Raw genomic sequence first — 19498 nt, forward strand, 5'->3', positions numbered from 1 at the left:
TGCCAGAATAACATATCTACTATTTAATATATATAAATCGGAAGATTCATACGATCTCCGTCCGTTTTACCAAGCAGGTCAATTTTCTCCTAGTAAAAAAGCCGTTCCAAAGGCGGGGCAGCGTGAATTCGTCATCACACCGCATCCAAGCGGATCACTTTGGAGAAACTTTTTGGAGTTTCGGTGCGTTAGTAATATATGGGTAGTTCTTATGTAGATTCTTAAGATGATTCACGTTTATGTTCCACTTATGCATAGAAGAAGTCGGGGAGCGGTTAAGATGAACTATTGGCAAAAAGGGCTGGTTATCGGGATTACAACTTTATCGCTGTTTACGGGGAGCCTTTCGGCTTTTGCGCAATCGGCTACGAACGCACCGAGCGTTTATATTAACGGGAAGCTGGAATGGGAGGCCATTCAGCAGCGCAACCGGACCTTTGTCCCGCTTGCGGCCTTGAAAGATCCGGCCTGGAGCATCGGCTATGAAGCAAAGACGAGGTCCGTGGTGTTATCCAGCCCGGGGCAAAAAAAGACGATTCAACTGAAACAGGGACAGAAGAGCGCCGAGGTGAACGGCAAAACGAAGGCCCTGGATGCGGCCGTAATCATGAAAGATGGGCGCACCTATGTGCCGCTCCGATTTATTTCGGAAGAATTAAACGCGTTTGTCAGTTATAATAAAGAGCGGAATCGCGTCGTGATTCGGACGCCGGAAGGACAACGCGATTATGACACTCTCATGGGCGGGGATTTGGCCAAAGCCCGGGAAGTAGCCGTCGGTTTGCAGCTCGTATATGATAATACGTTCAAGGAGCTTCCCGTCACCGGGGAGGGGTTCACCACCACCCACACTTTTCCCAAAGGAGAGGCACTCAGATTGCTGCGGGACTACAAAGGAATGACCTGGTATGCGGAAGTGAATGAAGAAGGCTTGCTGACGGTCAAGTGGCAGAAAGATGCTTTGGGTGACAAAACAGAGGCGGGTGTTCCTCCTAAACCATTTCCTGAAGCGGTTTTTTTCAGCGAGAACCCTATGGTAGAACTGCTGATTTACGGAACGGTTAACAAAGAAGGGGTATACGAGGAAGCCGGGCGAATAGATCAGGGCCAAGCGGGGCCGTATCAGAACGCTAGAATCGTTCCGGTGGAGGGAGAAGAACGAACCGATCGGCGACACTAACAACATGACTTACAAAGGAGTATCTGAATGAACACGATTGAAGCCATTATTTTAAATTTTGAAGAAATCAGACGCCGAAGCATTAAAGTCTGGGAGAGCATACCGACGGAAAAACTGGACTGGAGGCCGGATGCGGAAGCCTTGAGCATCAAGGAAATGGTCCGACATGTTTTGGACAGCGAACACTATTATCATTTGGCCCTGGTTCAAGGAGGGAGCCTGGCGTCGTACGATTCCCCTTATGACAGCCGGGAGTTCACGACGGTTGGGGAGGAACTGGCCGCAGCCGCTTCTTACCGGGAACAATTTTTGGCGACCGTCAAAGCTTATAGCCCGGAAGACTTGACGAATATTCAAATTGACCGGAGCGATGTCGGCTATGTTCGCTCTCTAGGCGATATGCTGATGCGCATCGCTTATCACGAAGCGGTTCACACCGGTCAACTGCTGGACTATATGAGGACGGCGGGAATCCCGCGGCCAAGGGTCTGGGATTAATAGGGATAAACGAGGTTATTGGCGAATGTGCACACTCGTCCCGATCGGCACCAGCCCGGCTAGTTCAACGACATCCTGATTGTACATACGCACACAGCCATGGGAAACCAGTTTTCCGATCGAGGAGGGGGCGTTGGTTCCATGGATGCCGTAGTGGGGTTTGGACAATCCCAGCCAATAGGCTCCGAAGGGGCCTCCGGGGTTGGGCGCCTTGTTGACAATCGTGTAATAGCCTTCGGGCGTCTGTGTCAGCATGGTGCCGATTCCGACGGGAAACCCGCGAACCACCTTGTTCTGATCCAGCAGATACAACATTCGATCGGACAAATCCACAATGATGCGATAGTTCGGCATTCTTTGATCACCCTCCTTTTTGATTTCAGTGTATGGGAAACGGGCGGAGAGGGACTGGGCTAGCGCAGACTATGATTGTAAAGGTGAAAAAATGATGGAACAGTATTCCGTAATTCCATATCAAGAACAGCATCATGACCGGCTGGTAGACATTTGGCTGCGGGCGGTGCGTGAAACTCACATTTTTTTAACGGAAGAAGATATTCTTTTCTACCACGACCTCGTCCGCGGTGGAATGCTGAACGAAGTCGAGATCTGGGTAGCGCTTAACGAGAGCGAGGAGCCGGCGGGCTTTATCGGTATGAGCGGCAAGCACATTGAAATGCTGTTTATCGACCCTGCCTGTCACAAAAAGGGACTGGGGAGCCGGTTGATCCGGCATGTCGAGAGTTTGAAGGGCGCCCGGCTCACCGTGGATGTCAATGAGCAGAATCCGGGGGCTTGCGCGTTTTATCAAAAGTACGGATTCGTCCAAATCGGCCGGTCCGAGCTGGATGGATCGGGCAGATCGTTTCCGCTGCTTCATATGGAATTGCAAAAATAATAAGAACGTCCGATGAAAACTGCCGAATGGCAGTTTTTTATTTAAATTCAGGATTTCGCGGAATTGGGCCCGAGGAGGTCGGCATATATTGAAAAGAAGGACAATCCATGCCATGCTCAAGGAGGGACCCGCTCGTGACGAAAAAAAGATGGAGAAACTATGCGCTATGGGTTAGCGTCGCTTCCCAACTGCTTCTGCTTATTCAGTTAATCGGGCATCTGACCGGGCTATTTGAACTTAGCGACGTGATGGCCCGCGAGATCTTGACGGCTGTCGACCTCTTGCTCGGGATTTTGGCAACCCTCGGGATCATCTCTAACCCTACAAAACCGGACGCCAAAGGATATAATCTATAGCTTGTTTTCGCTTTCGGGAGCGAGTTGCCATAGGCATGAAGCCGGCAGCCCGCTCTTTTTGCATGCGAGAATAATCTATGGGAAAGGTACAAATGATGAGGTTAGCCGCGATTTGAAGAACCCGAGGAGATGATGAATAACATGCCTATGGCACCCGGAACGCTCGGAGCCCACGAGGCTTTGGAGGTTCATGAACTATTGAATTTCAAGACGCTCTGCGCGGCCAAATCCAAGCTGCTGCAAGGGCTGGTTTTTGACCAAGAACTCAAGGACTTGATGGAGAAAGACGTGCAGCAATCGCTGCGGGACATCTCCAACCTGCAAAGCCTGTATCAAAAAGCTTCTTTTCAGACGGAAATCCCGGAATTCCGGCCCACACCTATTTTGGATAAAGGATGACAAAGCGATGAAAACGAATCCGATGAACTTGCCCCCCATGGACCAACTGGACCCTGTCAATGCGCTGAATATGCCGGAAACGTCGGACATGACTCTGGCGATGGATTTGTTAATGCGGGCGAAGGAAGGGGTCCGCAATACGGCTAACGCGCTGACGGAATCCGTCCTCCCGCAAGCGCGGGTGTTACTGCGGGGACAACTGCATCAAGCCATTCAACTGCATCAGGAAATCGCGGAGCTTATGGTGCGGAAAAAGTGGTTCCATCCCCATGACCTGCAGGAGCAGTATCAGCTGGACCAGCTTTCCGCCCATAAAACGGTACAGATTGCCCAAATGAAACTATATCCGGACGATACGCGCCGTATGGGGATGTTTGATCGTACTCCGGATGAGCATATGGAGGGAAGTCAAGCATGAAAGCCGTAACCTATCAAGGCTTGAAAAATGTGGCGGTCAAGGAAGTCCCCGACCCTAAAATCGAGAAACCGGACGATATGATCGTGCGGATGACCACAACGGCGATTTGCGGTTCGGACCTTCACTTGCTGCACGGCATGATCCCCAATGTGCATGAGGATTATATCATCGGCCACGAGCCGATGGGTATTGTGGAAGAAGTCGGTCCGGAAGTGACCCGGTTAAAAAAAGGGGATCGGGTGGTGATTCCGTTCAATATCAGCTGCGGCGAATGTTTTTATTGCAAAAATCAGCTGGAGAGCCAATGCGATAACTCCAACGAGAACGGGGAAATGGGCGCGTATTTCGGGTATTCCGGAACTACCGGCGGCTACCCGGGCGGACAGGCGGAATATTTGCGGGTTCCGTACGCGAATTTTACTCACTTTAAAATCCCGGAAAACTCCGAGATTCCCGACGAAAAGCTTTGCCTCATCGCGGACGCGATGACCACGGCTTATTGGAGCGTGGACAATGCCGGAGTAAAAGACGGGGACACCGTTATCGTTCTGGGCTGCGGTCCGGTAGGTTTGCTGGCCCAGAAAATATGCTGGCTGAAAGGCGCAAAACGGGTAATCGCCGTCGATTACATCGATTACCGGCTGCGTCACGCCAAGAAAACGAACCGGGTGGAGATCGTCAACGCGGGGGAACAGGACGCCACCGGAAGCTATCTTAAGGAGCTTACCAAGGGGGGCGCCGACGTGGTGATCGATTGTACCGGCATGAGCGGAAAAATGACCCCCATGGAATCTCTGGCTGCTGGAATGAAGCTCCACGGCGGTGCGCTGGGCGGAGTGACTACGGCAGCCCAGGCCGTCAGAAAGGGCGGAACGATCCAAATTACCGGCGTATACGGCGGCAGATACAACGGATTTCCGCTGGGGGATATTTTCCAACGAAATATCAATATAAGGACAGGTCAGGCGCCCGTTATTCACTACATGCCGTACATGTACGAGTTAGTCGATACCGGCAAAATCGATCCGGGCGATATTGTTACCCATGTGATTCCCCTCAGCGAGGCCAAACGGGGATACGAGATTTTCGATACAAAGACGGACGATTGCATTAAAGTACTGCTGAAACCTTAAGCTTGGAATGGAGGTAAAATCGAAGATGAGTTATGCGCTGCACGAAACGCTGGAGGTTCATGAGCTGGCCGCCTTCAAAACGGTATGTATGACCAAATCGAAAACGATGCGAGGCCTGGTTTCGGACGAAGAACTGAAGCGGATTCTCCAGGAAGATGCCGACGTTTCCGCCAGGCAGCTGGAGGAGCTGGAAGCGGTCCTGAAGCGGGCCGTACAATAAAGGAGGGGTACGGATTGAACATCTTGCTGGAATATTTCACCGGGATGAAATCGATGACGGATCAGATCATCGCCATGGACCTCTTGATCTCGGCCAAGAGCGGGGTCAGAAATTATGCGATGGCGCTGACGGAAGCGGGAACGCCGGAGATCAAGGAAATGCTGAGCAGGCAGTTGGAGGAAGCCATCGATTTGCATGAAAAGATCTCTCTGTACGTAATGGAACGGGGTTGGTACCATCCTTGGAATGTCAGCGAGCAAATCCGGCTCGATCTGCAGAATATCGAAACAGCCATGAAGGTGCCGAGCCTGGGCTGAAATCCATAAAAAACACCGCTCAAACCGATTGCTACCCGGCTTGAGCGGTGTTTATTCCGTAAATCAGGCATTCAGGTCGTGCAGGCCCGGGCTGTGTTCGTTCGGCAGCTCAGGCAGGATTGGAAGCGGATAGCCTTCCGGCGGGGCCGTGACCTCCAGGGTTCCGCCGTTTCGGCTAGGCGTCTGGCCGCTGAAAATTTCGCCGATTCGGGTCGGATCGAGCCGAAAGTTGAACTGGGCGTTATGGAAGCCCATATCGACGTATTTGCGGCACTCCGGATACTTGTTGATGTCATAGTTCGGCACGGGGAACAGCTTCCCCCAATGGACGCCGAGCGTCTCCAGCGCCTTGGCAAACGCGTTTTGGTGCGCGTTGTCGCGGACGATTAGAAAAGCCAGCGTTTCGCGGAACGTTTTGTTGGAGCTCATCTCGTAAATGCGGGATTTTTGCAGGACGCCGGTTGACTCCAGCACCAGGTTGTCCAGCAGATCGCTGATGAGGTTCCCGTGGCTGTATACATAGTTCCCGTTCCATGGGTTGCCTGCGGCATCAACCGGGAGCGAGCTTTGGGCCCCCATGATGAAATGGTGGGGGTTGGCATGCCTAACCGCTTCATCCAGCGGCGCACCATCGGCTCCGGCATTGCCGGGCATCGGTTCGCCCGAGCCGGTCAGCAGTTGGTTAATCGTGTGCTGAACCAATTCAACGTGGCTGATCTCCTCCAAAAACACCCCGCGGATCAAATCACGAAATGGTGTGGCATTCCCGCGGAAGTTGTTGCTTTGGAAGAAAAACTGCATCATCGTGCGCATCTCGCCGAAACGTCCGCCAAGCGTCTCCTGTAAGACCTTGGCAGCCTCCGGGTCCGGCTTGTCCGGAACGATCATGTTGATCAAATCCTCTTTATAGAAATACATGCGGCACCTCCTGTGAAATTTGGCACGGTCTATAGAGAAACTAAAGCTTTCCTAGTTTGTCTCCTTCTGCAGGAGTTATGCGAAAAAATCCCCCGAACCGTCAGCGGTTCGGGGGATTCAGGGGAGTCTTTTACAGCGACTTTCCTTTATTCACCAAATACGGAGGTGTTCCCGGCGTAGAATGCTGATGCGGGGCCGGAGGGGCCAACTCGGGTTGCTGACCCATCGCCTGCGGCTTGGCCACGTACTCAAAGTTTCCTGTTCCGTCGTACAGCGGGCCGCTCGCCCACCGTCCCATGCTGCTCTCTTCGCCCTCGGAGAAGTTCAGGAACTGGCGCGAGGCCTCTTCCACGGTCAGCTCCCGCGGGAACGAAGCCGGAGCGATCGGACCGTCCAGTTGCTCGATTTCCTCGATCGCCGCCAGCCACTGATTCTGGTGCATAATATCGCGCGCGATCATGAAGGAAAGCATCTCGCGTACGCCCGGATCCGTCGTTTGCTCATACAAGCGAACCACCTGAAGAAGTCCTTGCGATTCCGCGTTCAGATTGGCGCGGAAATCCGCCAGGAGGTTGCCGCTGGAGACGATGTACCGGCTGTTCCACGGGAAGCCGTTACTGTCCGTCGGCGTGGCGCCGAGCCCGGAAACGATAACGTGCTGCGGGTTCATGCCGCCGAGTGCAGCCCCGATCAGCGGGTCTTTGGCGGCTTCTTCCAACTGATCGGCAGGCGCCCCATCCAACAGCTGGGCGATCATCGTGCACAGCATCTCGACATGACCGATTTCCTCGGTGCCGATATCCAGCAGCATGTCCCGATATTTCCGGTCGGCCCGGCAGTTGAAGCCTTGAAACAAGTACTGCATCATCACCGACATTTCGCCGAACTGCCCCCCGAGCACCTCTTGCAGCTTGCGGGCATAGGCCGGATCGGGTCTTTCGGGCTTGGCCTTGAATTGGAGTTCTTTAATGTGAAAAAACATAAAATACCTCCCTGATTCTTGGATGTTCCTGACGATTCCAGAAATCATTACCCGGGCCAACGGTTTTCAATCAGTTCCTCCTCGTTTTGCATAAAGGGACCCCTTTCCGGGAAGCTTACGAAACGTAGCTACTACAATCCAGGAGGTGCATCCTTTTGAAAAAGAGCTTGAAAACCTTGCTCGTAACGGCGTTGATCTCCAGCGCGCTCGCTTTGCCCGCTTCGGCTTACGGCACGACAGGCAGCGGCGCGGGCGGTACGACCGGAACCGGCGGGGGCAACATGACCGACAATACGACGGGCAATTATTCGACGAGAGGCCATTACACGACGAATAATGTTCGCGCCAATGCCGCCAATCGTAACGACGGCGTGGATTGGGGCTGGCTCGGTCTTCTCGGCCTGCTCGGCTTGGCCGGCATGCGCAGAAAAGAAACCGACCGCCGCTAATCCGTTTGGAGCAGCCGGCAGAAAAGGTCTCCTCGGAGGCCTTTTTTTGCTTGCACAAAAAAAGAGCACCTCATTTAAGAGGAGCTCTTCGTCATTCAATTATGCCGAGGACCGGGCTCGAACCGGTACGGTAGTCACCTACCGCAGGATTTTAAGTCCTGTGCGTCTGCCAATTCCGCCACCCCGGCAGGGAAATGTGGGAAAAATCCCGTAGATATGATTATATACGCCTTTGCCTGGAGATTCAACCCCTTTTTTTATTCGTATTGGGACCGCCCCTGTGCTCCGCTTAAATTTCTGCGCTATGTTGCATACGGAATTCTCAAGGTAACCTGCGTTCCTTCGCCGACCACGCTATGGATGGTCAGTCCGTATGGTTCGCCATACATGAGAACCGCCCGATCATGGACATTTTTAAGTCCGTAACCTTTGGATGGGGATTGAAGTAAATAAACCAGCCGTTCGGACTCCACTCCAATGCCGTTGTCAGTCACCTGAAATACAATGCTCTGTTCTTCTTTACTCACCGAGAGAGAGAGCGTTCCGCCACCGTCTCCACGATTTTCGATACCGTGTATGATGGCATTTTCGACTAAGGGCTGGAGCATCAAATTGGGCATACGGCAAAAAAGCAGGGACTCCTCAATCCGGTAGTCCACTTTGAAATTGTGGCTGTGCATGATCAACTGAATATCAATATAAGATTGCACATTCCGTATTTCGTCCGAAACCGTGATCAGATTCTGTCCTTTATTAAGGGTAGTCCGATAAAAAGTCGATAAGAGCTGTGCCATCTCACTAATATCCGTCGCGTGGATCCGCAATGCCCTCCAATTGATGATCGAGAGGGAGTTGTAAAGGAAATGAGGGTTGATCTGCGCCTGTAGAGCCTTCATCTCGGCTTCCTTGCGAGCGATTTCCCCTACATACACGGTATTGATCAGGGCCTTGGTGTTATCTACCATATCCCCAAATCCGCGGATCAAATCGCCAATCTCATCTTTGGATTCGCTGGAGAAGACTTTAATGTCCAAATTGCCTTCGCCGATCAGCTTCATGCTTTTGTGCAGACGGTGGATCGGCAACATAATCCTACGGGAAAAGAGCGTGCCCGCCACAACAACGGCCGCGATACAGGCCGTAATCATGAACAGAACAATCAAGGCAATCCACCATGCGGACTTTGTAATCAGACGGGTCGACTTATATAAATAGACATTCCATCCCGCAAGCGGGACAGCGGAAGACAACACGGTGTAGTCCCCTTCATTCCGAGGCAACGCCATGCTGACCGGATTGTTCGGATTCGCTCCTTTTGAGGAATAAACGGTGTTTCCGCTGGAGTCCGTTACGATAATTTCGGCGCCATGGGCTTGAAGGGGTTCGAAATTTTTAAATAGCTGATCGTAGTTAACCCGGGCAAACAGAATGTTGTTTTTGGGAGTTCTATGTTTCGTACTGAGGATTCTGCGGGCGCAGTACAGGTTGTTCTCCCGGGCAAACCAGAGAACATCCACTGATTTTATCACCTTCGGGTACCAGGGTGTCCGGCTGATTTCCTCAATCGGAATGACGGTGTTTCCGTGTTGGGGCAAATTGCTCCCTGTATACAGCTTGATTTGCTCTACTCCGGGATTCAAGTAACGGGCGGTATAGAAGTTTTGATCGATGACATGGGTCAGCTGATAATACATTTCGTATTCACTGGTATAAGTATTGTTGGCTGAATTTATAATCTCTTGATTAAAACTTAAAAAGTTCATTAATTTATTGTAAACATCCAATTGATTGTTCACGGCCAGCACACTTTGCGTTAAGGAGGCGTTCAGATCGGCTTTGGATTGCTGTACTAAGAGTGACCTGGTTGCGGCGAAACAGAAACTTCCGAGCACGATGACGGGAATCATACTTACCAGTAAAAAAGAGAGCATGATTTTGGTTTGAAACCGGAAATCGCCGATTCTTCGTTTTAGAGCGCGCCATATCCGCATATTATTCCTCTCCCCGGCCTAACATCATCTACGATTCGCCTGACGGAATCTCTCGGGGGTTTGCCCGAAAAAATCCCTGAAATTTTGGCAAAAGTAAGAGACGTTTTGGAATCCCACTTGATAGCAGATGTCTGATACTTTTAGATGGGACTGCAGCAGCAAATCTTTCGCTATCTTCATCCGCACGTGTTTTATATACTTGTTTAATCCGTATCCCGTATGTTTCTTGAACATCGAACTTAAATAATGGGGAGACAGATGAACCCTTGCCGCAAGAAGTTCCAGACTCAAATCCTCACCATAGTGCTCCTCGATGTATTGCTTTACAAAGGCAATATCTCGATGTAAAAATTCCGAACAGCTGTATTGTTGTTCAAGACGTGCAATGGCCTCGAATAGGATCTCTTTGATCTCCTTTAACTCGTCGGCCTTGTACAGTTTTTCGATTTCCCGGCTTAACTCCGTTTCGGGGATAGGCGCGGAAGAAGTCATAATGTCCTGATACAGTGAGCTAAACATGTACTTGACATACAACTTCGAGAGTTGGAGCTGTTTCGCATATTTTTGGTAAAGTAATTCCGTGTTGGCTCTGACACCAAAAAAATCCCTGTCCGTCAAATCCCGGCGGATTTGGTTCAATAAATCATGATCCGAGAGTTCGGGCAGCCGATCATCGGAAACATAGAAATCAGTCTTGGCATCAAACACGAAATAATCCGGCGAGAAGAAGCGGTACTCCATCAGTTGGTCTAACTGAATCAAACAGGCCGACAACTCCGATAAATGGATGACTTCGTCATGAATAGCGAGATAGCAGTTCACTTTATATTTCTTCTGTACGCTGTTTCGGATATGTATGCCCAATTCCAGCAAGGAATTGAAGGATCGGGAGGGGAGCCGGGAAAACAGCAGCAAACTTTGACAATCATTCAAATTTAAGTAATCGCTACTCCCCTCTAATAAAGTCAGGATAAATTGCTCGAAATCCGGCTCGGCATCTTCGAAGAAGTTCTTCTCGAATTCCATTAAGATCGCTCCCTGATAATGATCGGGCAAATCGAGCGCAACTCCCTTCATGGAGGAGGGCATTCCCAAGCCGTTAACCAGATTAAACAGCACATGTTTCTTGACATAGCTTTGCTTGATTTGCGAAGTGATCTGAAGCTGGGCTTGGTGCGTTAGCTCGTCAATTACTTTTTGCAAAGAACTTTGAAATGCTTCCACATGAATCGGCTTGAGGAGATACTCGGAAACGCCAAGGGAGATGGCTGTTTTCGCATACTCAAATTCGGCGAATCCGCTGAACAGAATAACTTTCAATCCCTTTTGCAGGCTTAAGGCCTGTTTGGTCAGTTGCAGTCCGTCCATTAGCGGCATTCTCACGTCAGTAAAGAGGATATCCACCGGCTTTTTCTCCAAATAGGCGAGCGCCGCTCGTCCGTTTTCCGCTGTCTCGACCTGGAGGGGAAGACCCAATTCATGAATGAGAAATTCGATGCCTTCCCGTTCTTCACGCTGGTCATCTACCACCAAGATGCTTAACATTTCGTCCGTCCTTTCCGGCGCATGATTCCACACGCAGAATTTCATTTTGATTGTAACATGATTTGCATCGACTTTATGCGGCAATTCGGCAAGTTGCCTAAAGTGAGTTATATATTTGCATAAAACACAATTTATTTGCGTTTACGGTGTTGTGACGGGAGTTCTACAATAAGGGCATGCAAGATAACATGGATGTTGTTCTTTGAATTGAAGGGGGTATTAGGTAATGAAACCTAAATTCAAGCAGTCCGTTTCCATTTTGTTGACAACGCTTTTATCTGTTTCCCTCGCCGCCTGTCAAAGCCCCAATTCCGCCGGTACGGCCGAGGAATCCGCGGCCAACTTGAATGATCCGGCATGGAAGAAAGCCATGACGACACCGTATGAGCCCTATCCCGAAACTGTCGTTTACACAGTTGGGCAGACAGCAACCAGCTATACGTCGCTTGCGGGGACCGTCTATGAGAAGGACACTGCGACCGACAATGTGTGGACGAGATATTTTAAGAAGAAACTCAACGTGCAGAATGAGGTTGCTTTTGAAGCGAATGACGGGACGGATTACGTGCAAAAGGTCTCGATGGCCATTGCCGGAGGAACGATTCCTGACATTATGGTGGTGCCCGATCAGGCCACCTTGCAGCAGCTGTATGAGAACGACTTGATTGAGGATTTGACGGACGCCTATAACAACTGTGCCAGCGACCGGATCAAGGAGATCTACGACTCCTATGGAGGCCGCGTGCTGGAGAGCGCCAAGTTTGACGGCAAAATCATGGCCCTGCCGACTACCGAAATTTCACACGGTCCGGGCGTGCTGTGGCTGCGCAAAGACTGGATGGATAAATTGGGTCTCTCCGAACCCAAAACGATGGAGGATGTCGAGCATATTCTTACCCAGTTTATCGAGAAGGACCCCGGCGGCAATGGAGCCGGAAAGACGGTCGGTCTGGTGGTCGATAACGAGAATGTCGCCGGCATCTCCGGGGGGCCCTATGAATTGAACAATATTTTTGCCCTGTATGGCGCCTACCCGAAACAATGGATCAAGGATGACAGCGGCAAGGCAGTATACGGTTCCGTACAGCCCGAAATGAAACCGGCCCTGGCCAAAGTGGCGGAGCTATACAAAAGGGGTTTGATTGATCGGCAATTTGCCGTACGGACATCCGACGACCGAAAAGCGCTGCTAACGAGCGGAAAAAGCGGTTCGTTCCTGGATAACTGGTGGGGAAGCTGGACGGTGGCCGACACGCTTAAACTGAACCCGGATGCGAATTGGGTTTCCTATGTGGCTCCCCAGTCGGAAGATGGCTCGGTTACGATGTTTACCGGCAATCCTTCGAGCAGTTACCTCGTGGTTCGGAAGGGGTTCAAGCATCCCGAAGCTGCCGTGAAGATGGCCAGCCTTCAGTTCGATTATCAGCGTTATCTGGAGAAGGACCCCGCTGTTTTGAAGGAGTTCGAGGACTACAGCAGCAACAATATCGGAGGCTCACCGCTAGCCATGAACATCGACTACTATGATGCGTTTTACCGGAATGTCGGAATTTTTGAGGAAGCGCTCAAGACGGGGGACAGCAGCGAATTAGTAAGCAACCTTGATCAGAACGCCTTTCGCTCCTACAAAAAGTATCTGGACAGTGTGAAAAACGGAGAGAAACCGGACCCGATTGCCTGGGCCGGCTATACTTCGAGCATCCTCACGGCCAACCTGGTCAAAAATTCAAAGGTGAAGGAGATCAACCCGGTCTTTTTCGGAACAACCCCGTCCATGGCCTTGAAGTGGCCGACACTTACGAAGATGGAGCTTGAAATGTACCTGAAGATCATTACAGGTGAGCAAACCCCTGACGCATTCGATAGTTTTGTAAGCAGTTGGGCAAAAACCGGCGGGGACACGATTACCCAAGAAGTCAACGAAGCGCTCGCCTCCAAATGATGCTGAAAGAGATGATTGTTGATGAAGAACAAAAAAGACCAAACGGCATTTCACCTGATGCTCGCACCGAGTATGGTATTCCTGCTGATATTCTCTTTCCTTCCGATGTTCGGTATCGTCATGGCTTTCCAGAATTACATCCCGGCTAAAGGGATCGGCGGTTCGCCTTGGGTGGGGCTCGATAATTTCAAGTTCATGTTTCAAATACCCGACAGCAAGCAGATCTTGAACAATACCATCATCATCGCTGTATGGAAAATTGTTGTGGGCACACTGGTTTCAATTGTATTCGCCTTATTGCTAAATGAAATCCGGGTGCGGTTCGCCAAGAAGTTTATGCAGACCGTGGTTTACTTGCCTAATTTTCTCTCCTGGGCCGTATTGGCCACCGTCGTGATGAACATCTTTTCGTATGAAGGGCCGGTTAACGCCGTATTGGGCTGGTTCGGACTGGATCCGGTTTTGTTTATGGCCAGCAATCACTGGTTTAGGCCGATGCTGGTGCTGACCGATGTGTGGAAAGGGTTTGGATACGGGTCTATCATCTATCTGGCCTCGTTGACGGCGATTGATCCGGGACTTTATGAGGCGTCCTCCATCGATGGAGCCCATCGGTTTCAGCAATTGTGGCATGTGACCTTGCCCGGTTTGATGCCTACCATATTGCTGGTTACGACTTTAAATTTGCCAAACGTGCTCAATGCCGGGTTCGACCAGATTTTCAATCTCTATAATCCCCTGGTTTACGAAACTTCCGACATCATCGACACCTATGTATACCGGGTAGGCTTGGTGGAGAGACAATACAGCTTGGGTACTGCGATCGGACTTTTGCGCTCCGTTGTCGGCATCGTGCTCATTCTGTCCGCCAATAAACTGGCTCAAAAACTTACGGACTACCGAATTTTCTAAACCGGGAGGTGAGCTCCATTTACGGGCATTCCTTGAAAAGTCGACTTTCGGACATCCTGATCTGGATTGTGTTGTTAACGTTAACTTTGTCCTGCCTGATCCCTTTGCTGAACCTTGTAGCCATTTCGTTCAGTGAGAATGCGGCGGTTTCCGCCAACCTCGTCAGTATTTTTCCGGTTCAGCCTACGTTCAGTTCCTATGAGAAGCTATTGTCGGACAGCCAGTTTTGGCGCTCTTTCATGATTTCGGTAGAGCGGGTTGTTCTCGGTCTGATCGTAAACATGAGCCTGATGATTCTGGCCGCGTATCCGCTATCCAAAAGTTCAAGACAATTTCGGGCCCAGAAGGTGTACATGAATATTGTGATTGTCGCCATGCTGTTCTCCGGGGGGTTAATTCCAACTTTTATGGTAGTCAAAGGGCTTTACCTTCTGGATACCATCTGGTCGCTGATTCTGCCGGGGGCCGTGGCGGTCGGGAATGTCATTCTGCTGATGAACGCCTTCCGGGCGGTCCCCTCATCTTTGGAGGAAGCCGCAACGATCGACGGGGCTTCGCAGTGGAGAATTCTGTCCACCATTTACGTGCCCGTGGTACTGCCTACCATCGCTACCGTCACGCTGTTCACGATTGTCGGGCATTGGAATGATTACTTCGGCGCCCTGGTGTATATCAATAAAACGTCAAACTATCCGTTGCAAACGTATATCCAGCAGCTCAGCGTAGAAGCGCAAAATATAACCGATCCGCAAAAGCTGATTGAATACGCGAAAATTTCCAACAGAACTTTAAATGCGGCCAAAATCGTGGTCTCGACATTGCCGCTGCTCTTAATTTACCCGTTTATGCAAAAATACTTCGTGACAGGCATTATAGTAGGTTCTCTTAAAGAGTAAATCTAAATCTGACGGGGGGTTGACACTTATATGAAATCGCAAGCTGGCCCATTCGCCATGCTTGCGATTTTTTTGTTTTTGTGCGGACAGATCATGAGGAGAATGGTAAAATGATGAAGGAATGTGAAGTTTGTCGTAATTTGGAAGGGAGGATGTTCGGAGGCGGTCTGATGGGAGGACTGATTTTCCTAAGAAAATTGGCGTCCCGACCGAAACTGTAGCCCGTCGCATGGACGAGGGGAATTATTTCTGAATAGGACAAAGGTCGCGTTTTATGGGAAAAGGGTTACTAAATTTATCCTATTATCCGATATAAAACGCGTAGGCCTGGATAGAAAGATCCAGTGCAAGATGCAATCAAAGGAGAGAAACGAATGACTGCAAACAGGAAATTTACGGGTTGGTTCCTGATGCTGACGCTGCTCTTTGCGACGGTGTTTCCGAACAGCGCAATCGCGGCCAGCGGCGATGTTGTCTCGATCGACATCGAAGGTTCGGGAACGACGGTCGAGTTGACCGTGGGCAAGACGAAGCAGTTGAAGGTATGGGGAACGGTGGAAGGTTCTTCCGTAAAACGGGATCTGACGAATGCCGTAACCTGGACCTCCAGCGACAGCGGAACAATCAAAGTAACCAACGGTTTCCTTACGGCGTTGAAATCGGGTACGGTTACGATTCGTGCCGACTATAATTCCGCGACTTCTTCAATTGAAGTGAAAGCGAAGGATTCTTACAAAGAATTGACGCTGGAGTACCCGAACCAAGGCAAATTCAAACTTGGCGACACGGCCGATTTAGCCGTTAAAGCTCTCGCTCAAATCGAAGGGTCCGCGGGGGCGACCAAGGATGTTACTCAGGAAGCCGATTGGTCTTCTTCCAACAGTCAGGTGCTGACGGTGGAGAAAGGGAAGATCACGCTGGTCGGAGAAGGTAAGGCAACCGTCACGGCGAAATACAACGGGCTTACGGCCGATTTCAAAGCCGAGGTAGGATCCTTGTTCTCCGATCTAAAGCTGAGCTACATAGCTGATGGTCAAACCTTGTCGGCAGACGATATCGAGATGGTTGTCGGGGACAGCGAGATCGCGTTGAAAGCAGAAACAACCATATCGAGCGATCAATCCAAGTCCGATGTGACGGATAAGGTCACCTGGACGTCTTCGGATACGTCGGTTGCGACGGTGGACGGCGGCAAGTTGAAAGTCGTTTCCGTCGGCAAAACGACCATAACGGCGCAATATCTCGGCATGAAGGCGCAGGCCAACGTATATGTGCGTACGCCTTTCGAAGCGATCAAGCTGACGCCGTCCGCAGATCAAATCCTGTTTATCGGCGAACGGCTGCAAGCGAAGGCGGAGATGAGAAGCAGCGCGAATGCGACGGAGGATATAACTTCCAAGGCGACTTGGACGTCTTCCGATTTGATGAACGCCACCGTGTCCGGTGGAACGATTACCGCCAAAGCTCAAGGCGGCTCGTCCATTAAGGTAAGTCATCTTGGCATCAACAAAACATTGAAAGTAAAGATTTATCCGACATTAACGAAATTGACGGCGGCAAAAACCGAGCTTGAGCTGTTTAAAGGCGAGTCCGCCAGCCTGCCTAAAGTAACCGGGCTTAAGCTGGATGAAGAAGAAATGGACATCAGCCAAGAATTGAACTGGACTTCGAGCAACGAAGATGTCGCGAAAATCGAAGACGGTAAAGTGGTCGCCAAAGGCAAAGGAACCGCCACGCTAAGAGCCGAGCTTCCTAAGCTCGATGACAGCTCCGCTTCTCCGATTCGCAGCGCATCCGTCACGGTTACTTTGAACGTGAAGGAAAAAGTGCTCGCATTGGTCACGGACGTGGAAAAGCTTAGCGTCGTGATGGGCGAAGAAACCCCGCTGCCGCAATTAAGCGCGGTATGGGAAGATGGGGAGGAAGCTGCACTTACCGACTCCATCGAATGGAGCTTGACGGGTTCGAACGCCGTGATCAAATCGGGATCGGCAGGCAAAACGATCAAGGGTCTGACTAAGGGAAGCGCGACCCTCAAAGGAACGTATTCGAACAAAACGATCAGCATCCCGGTTACCATTGAGCCGAAGATCGTTAAGGTCGTGGTGGATCCGGTAAACGTTCAGCTTAACGTCAAGAAAACCAAATCCATTAAAGTGACCGGATTTTACCAAAACGGCAAGACGGTAAACCTGTCCAGCAAAATGGGCTGGGAATCGGACAACACGAATGTGGCCACGATTACCACAACTTCCGTTAAAGCGATTGCCGAGGGCACCGCTACTTTGAAAGGCTCTTATCAAGGTCATAACGTTAGCGTGAAGGTTAGCGTAATTCCGAAGCTGCTGAAACTGACGGTGGACGAGAAGAGTCTGAAGCTCGCTCCGGGTTCCGCCAAAACGGTAGTGGTGACAGCAGAGTACGATAACGGAAGCAACCCGACGGTAACCGGCAGCGCCACTTGGACCAGCTCCAAGCCTTCTGTGGCGAAAGTGACGGCGGGTAGAATTGAAGCCGTGGCCAAGGGCAGCGCTACGATTAAAGGCGTTTACGGCGGAAAAACCGTTTCAATCCGGGTTTCGGTCAAATAGCACTCTTAACTTATAACGATACACCAAGACGATTGCCGGCAGCTTGCCTTCAAGGTTTGAAGGCAAGCTGCTTTTTTGCTTGGTTCTGGGAGATCGGGCCCGCCTTGTGCTATATTAAATGAAGAAGAGGAATCGATCAGCGATGAACAGACACCGATTACAAAGAGTTTCAAAAGTAGGAGCATTGTGGTTGCTGCTCTGCTTCCTTATCTCCGGCTGCGGTATCCAGTTAGGCGTGGAACCCGCTCAAGGGGATGCCGCTTCCCCGCTGCCCGCGGGAACGAAGGCGGACGGACAACTGCGGGTTATTTTTCTGGACGTCGGCCAAGGCGCGTCGCAGCTGCTGATCAGTCCTTCGGGGCGGACGATGCTGATCGACGCCGGGAACAACAGCGAGGAACAGCGGATGGTGGATTACTTGCGGGAATACGGCGTTGAACGCATCGATATCGTGGTGGGGACGCATCCGGATGCGGATCATATCGGCGGGTTGGATGCCGTCATCGATCATTATGAGGTCGGGGCCGTCTATATGCCGAAAATTCAAGCCAATACGAAAACCTTCGAGTCGCTGCTTCAATCGATTCGCGATCGGGGGCTTAAAGTCAAAACCGCTAAATCCGGCCTGAAGCTGGACTGGGACGAGCAGGTGGATGTCCGTCTCGTCGCTCCGGTGGAACAAAGCGACGACAGCAACAACATGAGCGCGGTAATAAAAGTGGCATTCGGCGAGACTTCGTTCTTGCTGACGGGGGATGCCGAACGCGAAAGCGAGAAGGCGATGCTCGCCTCGGGCGCGGATGTGCAAGCCGATGTACTGCTCGTCGGTCATCATGGCTCCACTTCGTCGACATCGCTTTCTTTTTTGCGGAAAGTATCCCCGAAATATGCCGTTATCCAGGTAGGGGAAAACAGCTATGGTCACCCCAAACAGGAAATTCTCGACCGCCTGAAGAAACAAAATGTGCAGGTGTACCGGAATGACCGGCAGGGGACGATCGAGGTCGTATCGGACGGCCGGGAAATCCGGATCACCACGGAGAGGTGAGTAATATTGACCGGAATCGTGGAAGGGTTTGAGGAAGGGATTTGTCTTCTGGAGATCAACGGGAATGTGGAGACGGTGCCTCGGGAACTCATGGATCCGGACGTACGGGCCGGGGATGTCGTCCTATGGGACGGGGGACGTTGGAGGAAGGACCGGGATCTAACGGAAGAGCGTACCCGGAAAATTCGGGAACTGATGAATGAAGTTTGGGAAGATTGAGTGATGGATTCCGAGGATAAAAGGGAGGAGAGTGTGTTCATGTTGAAAAAGCCGCAGGCCGGGGAGTTTGCCGAATATTTCTCGCCTTATGTTGAGTTGGTGCCGGAAGGAGACTTGTTGCTCCTGTTGGAGAAACAAGTGGACGAGGTGATTGCCCTGCTAGGTCAGATTACGGAGGAGCAAGCCGTTTACCGGTATGCCGAGGGGAAATGGAGTTTGAAGGAGGTTTTGGGTCATGTGGCGGATACGGAACGGGTGATGAGTTATCGCCTGCTCCGGATTTCACGGGGGGACACGACGCCATTGCCAGGTTTCGACGAATCTCTGTTCGTGAGCCATTCCCATGCAAACGCTCGGTCCGTGAATGAACTGCTGCAAGACTTCGCCGCCGTGCGAATCGCCACGGTATCGCTGATGCGCCAACTCGATGACGCAGCTTGGGAACGCCGCGGCGTATTCAGCGACCATCCGGGATCGGCCCGGGCTCTTGCTTACATTATCGCGGGCCATGCGATTCATCACCTGAATATTGTGAAAGAGCGGTATCTGAAGGTGTAAATCTGTCTTACACGCAAATCAATAGTTC

The 19498-nt window shown here is 51.1% G+C and carries 22 protein-coding genes and 1 tRNA gene; 17 read left to right on the plus strand and 6 right to left on the minus strand.

Going from position 1 to position 19498, the window contains the following annotated elements; translation table 11 throughout:
* Positions 1-280 precede the first annotated feature (280 nt).
* A complete protein-coding gene (locus FRY98_RS10125) occupies positions 281-1180 on the plus strand; it encodes a copper amine oxidase N-terminal domain-containing protein (RefSeq protein ID WP_170287071.1) in 900 nt (299 codons plus the stop codon).
* 27 nt (positions 1181-1207) lie between these two features.
* Positions 1208-1678: a DinB family protein gene (locus FRY98_RS10130; protein ID WP_148451635.1), complete on the plus strand. Its 471-nt coding sequence runs from the start codon at positions 1208-1210 to the stop codon at positions 1676-1678.
* A 15-nt stretch (positions 1679-1693) separates the two neighbouring features.
* Here FRY98_RS10130 and FRY98_RS10135 read toward each other — a convergent pair whose 3' ends face one another.
* A complete protein-coding gene (locus FRY98_RS10135; protein WP_148451636.1) occupies positions 1694-2032 on the minus strand; it encodes a L,D-transpeptidase in 339 nt (112 codons plus the stop codon).
* 91 nt (positions 2033-2123) lie between these two features.
* Between FRY98_RS10135 and FRY98_RS10140 the strand changes: the two genes are divergently transcribed.
* The 7 genes from FRY98_RS10140 to FRY98_RS10170 all read left to right on the plus strand — a co-directional run bounded on the left by FRY98_RS10140 (position 2124) and on the right by FRY98_RS10170 (position 5419).
* Complete coding sequence (locus FRY98_RS10140; protein WP_412067017.1) at positions 2124-2576, plus strand: acetyltransferase; 453 nt, start codon at positions 2124-2126, stop codon at positions 2574-2576.
* 134 nt (positions 2577-2710) lie between these two features.
* Positions 2711-2932, plus strand: a complete 222-nt coding sequence (locus tag FRY98_RS10145; protein ID WP_170287072.1) for a phage holin — start codon at positions 2711-2713, stop codon at positions 2930-2932.
* Positions 2933-3079: 147 nt separating this feature from the next.
* On the plus strand, positions 3080-3331 hold the full coding sequence (locus FRY98_RS10150; RefSeq protein WP_148452654.1) for a spore gernimation protein GerQ: 252 nt from the start codon (positions 3080-3082) through the stop codon (positions 3329-3331).
* Positions 3332-3338: 7 nt separating this feature from the next.
* Positions 3339-3749 (plus strand): spore coat protein, encoded by a 411-nt coding sequence (locus tag FRY98_RS10155; protein ID WP_420819697.1) that lies wholly within the window; start codon positions 3339-3341, stop codon positions 3747-3749.
* Complete coding sequence (locus FRY98_RS10160) at positions 3746-4882, plus strand: zinc-dependent alcohol dehydrogenase (RefSeq protein WP_148451638.1); 1137 nt, start codon at positions 3746-3748, stop codon at positions 4880-4882. Before FRY98_RS10155 ends, FRY98_RS10160 begins: the two co-directional genes overlap by 4 nt.
* Before the next feature lie 25 nt (positions 4883-4907).
* Positions 4908-5102: a hypothetical protein gene (locus FRY98_RS10165; RefSeq protein WP_148451639.1), complete on the plus strand. Its 195-nt coding sequence runs from the start codon at positions 4908-4910 to the stop codon at positions 5100-5102.
* A 14-nt stretch (positions 5103-5116) separates the two neighbouring features.
* The gene (locus FRY98_RS10170; RefSeq protein ID WP_211373278.1) at positions 5117-5419 is read left to right on the plus strand and encodes a spore coat protein; all 303 of its coding nucleotides are present in this window, start codon (positions 5117-5119) and stop codon (positions 5417-5419) included.
* A gap of 63 nt (positions 5420-5482) precedes the next feature.
* Here the strand turns inward: FRY98_RS10170 and FRY98_RS10175 are convergent, their stop codons facing one another.
* Together FRY98_RS10175 and FRY98_RS10180 are read right to left on the minus strand one after the other, a co-directional pair.
* Positions 5483-6337, minus strand: coding sequence for a manganese catalase family protein (locus tag FRY98_RS10175; RefSeq protein ID WP_148451640.1), 855 nt, complete (start codon positions 6335-6337; stop codon positions 5483-5485).
* Positions 6338-6467: 130 nt separating this feature from the next.
* Positions 6468-7319 (minus strand): manganese catalase, encoded by an 852-nt coding sequence (locus tag FRY98_RS10180; protein WP_148451641.1) that lies wholly within the window; start codon positions 7317-7319, stop codon positions 6468-6470.
* A gap of 155 nt (positions 7320-7474) precedes the next feature.
* Here FRY98_RS10180 and FRY98_RS28920 point away from each other — a divergent pair, with 155 nt between their 5' ends.
* Positions 7475-7768 (plus strand): WGxxGxxG family protein, encoded by a 294-nt coding sequence (locus tag FRY98_RS28920; RefSeq protein WP_148451642.1) that lies wholly within the window; start codon positions 7475-7477, stop codon positions 7766-7768.
* Positions 7769-7870: 102 nt separating this feature from the next.
* Here the strand turns inward: FRY98_RS28920 and FRY98_RS10190 are convergent.
* From FRY98_RS10190 to FRY98_RS10200, 3 genes are all read right to left on the minus strand, one after another.
* A tRNA-Leu gene (locus tag FRY98_RS10190) sits at positions 7871-7956 on the minus strand.
* A gap of 114 nt (positions 7957-8070) precedes the next feature.
* Positions 8071-9759 carry a sensor histidine kinase gene (locus FRY98_RS10195; RefSeq protein ID WP_148451643.1) on the minus strand — a complete coding sequence of 563 codons (1689 nt, stop codon included), beginning with the start codon at positions 9757-9759 and terminating at the stop codon, positions 8071-8073.
* A gap of 24 nt (positions 9760-9783) precedes the next feature.
* Entirely contained in the window at positions 9784-11304 is a 1521-nt protein-coding gene (locus tag FRY98_RS10200; protein WP_170287073.1) for a response regulator, read from the minus strand.
* A gap of 226 nt (positions 11305-11530) precedes the next feature.
* Here FRY98_RS10200 and FRY98_RS10205 point away from each other — a divergent pair, with 226 nt between their 5' ends.
* The 7 genes from FRY98_RS10205 (at position 11531) to FRY98_RS10235 (ending at position 19470) form a co-directional block, all read left to right on the plus strand.
* Positions 11531-13246, plus strand: a complete 1716-nt coding sequence (locus FRY98_RS10205; RefSeq protein WP_148451645.1) for an extracellular solute-binding protein — start codon at positions 11531-11533, stop codon at positions 13244-13246.
* A gap of 21 nt (positions 13247-13267) precedes the next feature.
* Entirely contained in the window at positions 13268-14158 is an 891-nt protein-coding gene (locus FRY98_RS10210; protein ID WP_148451646.1) for an ABC transporter permease, read from the plus strand.
* A gap of 32 nt (positions 14159-14190) precedes the next feature.
* A complete protein-coding gene (locus tag FRY98_RS10215; protein WP_225039882.1) occupies positions 14191-15054 on the plus strand; it encodes a carbohydrate ABC transporter permease in 864 nt (287 codons plus the stop codon).
* A gap of 374 nt (positions 15055-15428) precedes the next feature.
* Entirely contained in the window at positions 15429-17645 is a 2217-nt protein-coding gene (locus tag FRY98_RS10220) for an Ig-like domain-containing protein (RefSeq protein WP_148451647.1), read from the plus strand.
* A gap of 190 nt (positions 17646-17835) precedes the next feature.
* Complete coding sequence (locus FRY98_RS10225; protein WP_249043382.1) at positions 17836-18693, plus strand: ComEC/Rec2 family competence protein; 858 nt, start codon at positions 17836-17838, stop codon at positions 18691-18693.
* 6 nt (positions 18694-18699) lie between these two features.
* Positions 18700-18912 carry a DUF3006 domain-containing protein gene (locus FRY98_RS10230; RefSeq protein WP_225039880.1) on the plus strand — a complete coding sequence of 71 codons (213 nt, stop codon included), beginning with the start codon at positions 18700-18702 and terminating at the stop codon, positions 18910-18912.
* A gap of 39 nt (positions 18913-18951) precedes the next feature.
* The gene (locus FRY98_RS10235; protein WP_148451650.1) at positions 18952-19470 is read left to right on the plus strand and encodes a DinB family protein; all 519 of its coding nucleotides are present in this window, start codon (positions 18952-18954) and stop codon (positions 19468-19470) included.
* Positions 19471-19498: the final 28 nt, after the last annotated feature.

This window comes from Paenibacillus faecis, from assembly GCF_008084145.1.
Lineage (GTDB): Bacteria > Bacillota > Bacilli > Paenibacillales > Paenibacillaceae > Fontibacillus > Fontibacillus faecis.

Coding starts and splice junctions, on each gene's coding strand:
- FRY98_RS10165 (WP_148451639.1), top strand. CDS start 4,908: ATGAGTTATGCGCTGCACGAAACGCTGGAGGTTCATGAGCTGGCCGCC.
- FRY98_RS10125 (WP_170287071.1), top strand. CDS start 281: ATGAACTATTGGCAAAAAGGGCTGGTTATCGGGATTACAACTTTATCG.
- FRY98_RS10160 (WP_148451638.1), top strand. CDS start 3,746: ATGAAAGCCGTAACCTATCAAGGCTTGAAAAATGTGGCGGTCAAGGAA.
- FRY98_RS10150 (WP_148452654.1), top strand. CDS start 3,080: ATGGCACCCGGAACGCTCGGAGCCCACGAGGCTTTGGAGGTTCATGAA.
- FRY98_RS10175 (WP_148451640.1), bottom strand. CDS start 6,337: ATGTATTTCTATAAAGAGGATTTGATCAACATGATCGTTCCGGACAAG.
- FRY98_RS10235 (WP_148451650.1), top strand. CDS start 18,952: ATGTTGAAAAAGCCGCAGGCCGGGGAGTTTGCCGAATATTTCTCGCCT.
- FRY98_RS10220 (WP_148451647.1), top strand. CDS start 15,429: ATGACTGCAAACAGGAAATTTACGGGTTGGTTCCTGATGCTGACGCTG.
- FRY98_RS10155 (WP_420819697.1), top strand. CDS start 3,339: ATGAAAACGAATCCGATGAACTTGCCCCCCATGGACCAACTGGACCCT.
- FRY98_RS10140 (WP_412067017.1), top strand. CDS start 2,124: ATGATGGAACAGTATTCCGTAATTCCATATCAAGAACAGCATCATGAC.
- FRY98_RS10195 (WP_148451643.1), bottom strand. CDS start 9,759: ATGCGGATATGGCGCGCTCTAAAACGAAGAATCGGCGATTTCCGGTTT.
- FRY98_RS10130 (WP_148451635.1), top strand. CDS start 1,208: ATGAACACGATTGAAGCCATTATTTTAAATTTTGAAGAAATCAGACGC.
- FRY98_RS10210 (WP_148451646.1), top strand. CDS start 13,268: ATGAAGAACAAAAAAGACCAAACGGCATTTCACCTGATGCTCGCACCG.
- FRY98_RS10205 (WP_148451645.1), top strand. CDS start 11,531: ATGAAACCTAAATTCAAGCAGTCCGTTTCCATTTTGTTGACAACGCTT.
- FRY98_RS10200 (WP_170287073.1), bottom strand. CDS start 11,304: ATGTTAAGCATCTTGGTGGTAGATGACCAGCGTGAAGAACGGGAAGGC.
- FRY98_RS10135 (WP_148451636.1), bottom strand. CDS start 2,032: ATGCCGAACTATCGCATCATTGTGGATTTGTCCGATCGAATGTTGTAT.
- FRY98_RS10180 (WP_148451641.1), bottom strand. CDS start 7,319: ATGTTTTTTCACATTAAAGAACTCCAATTCAAGGCCAAGCCCGAAAGA.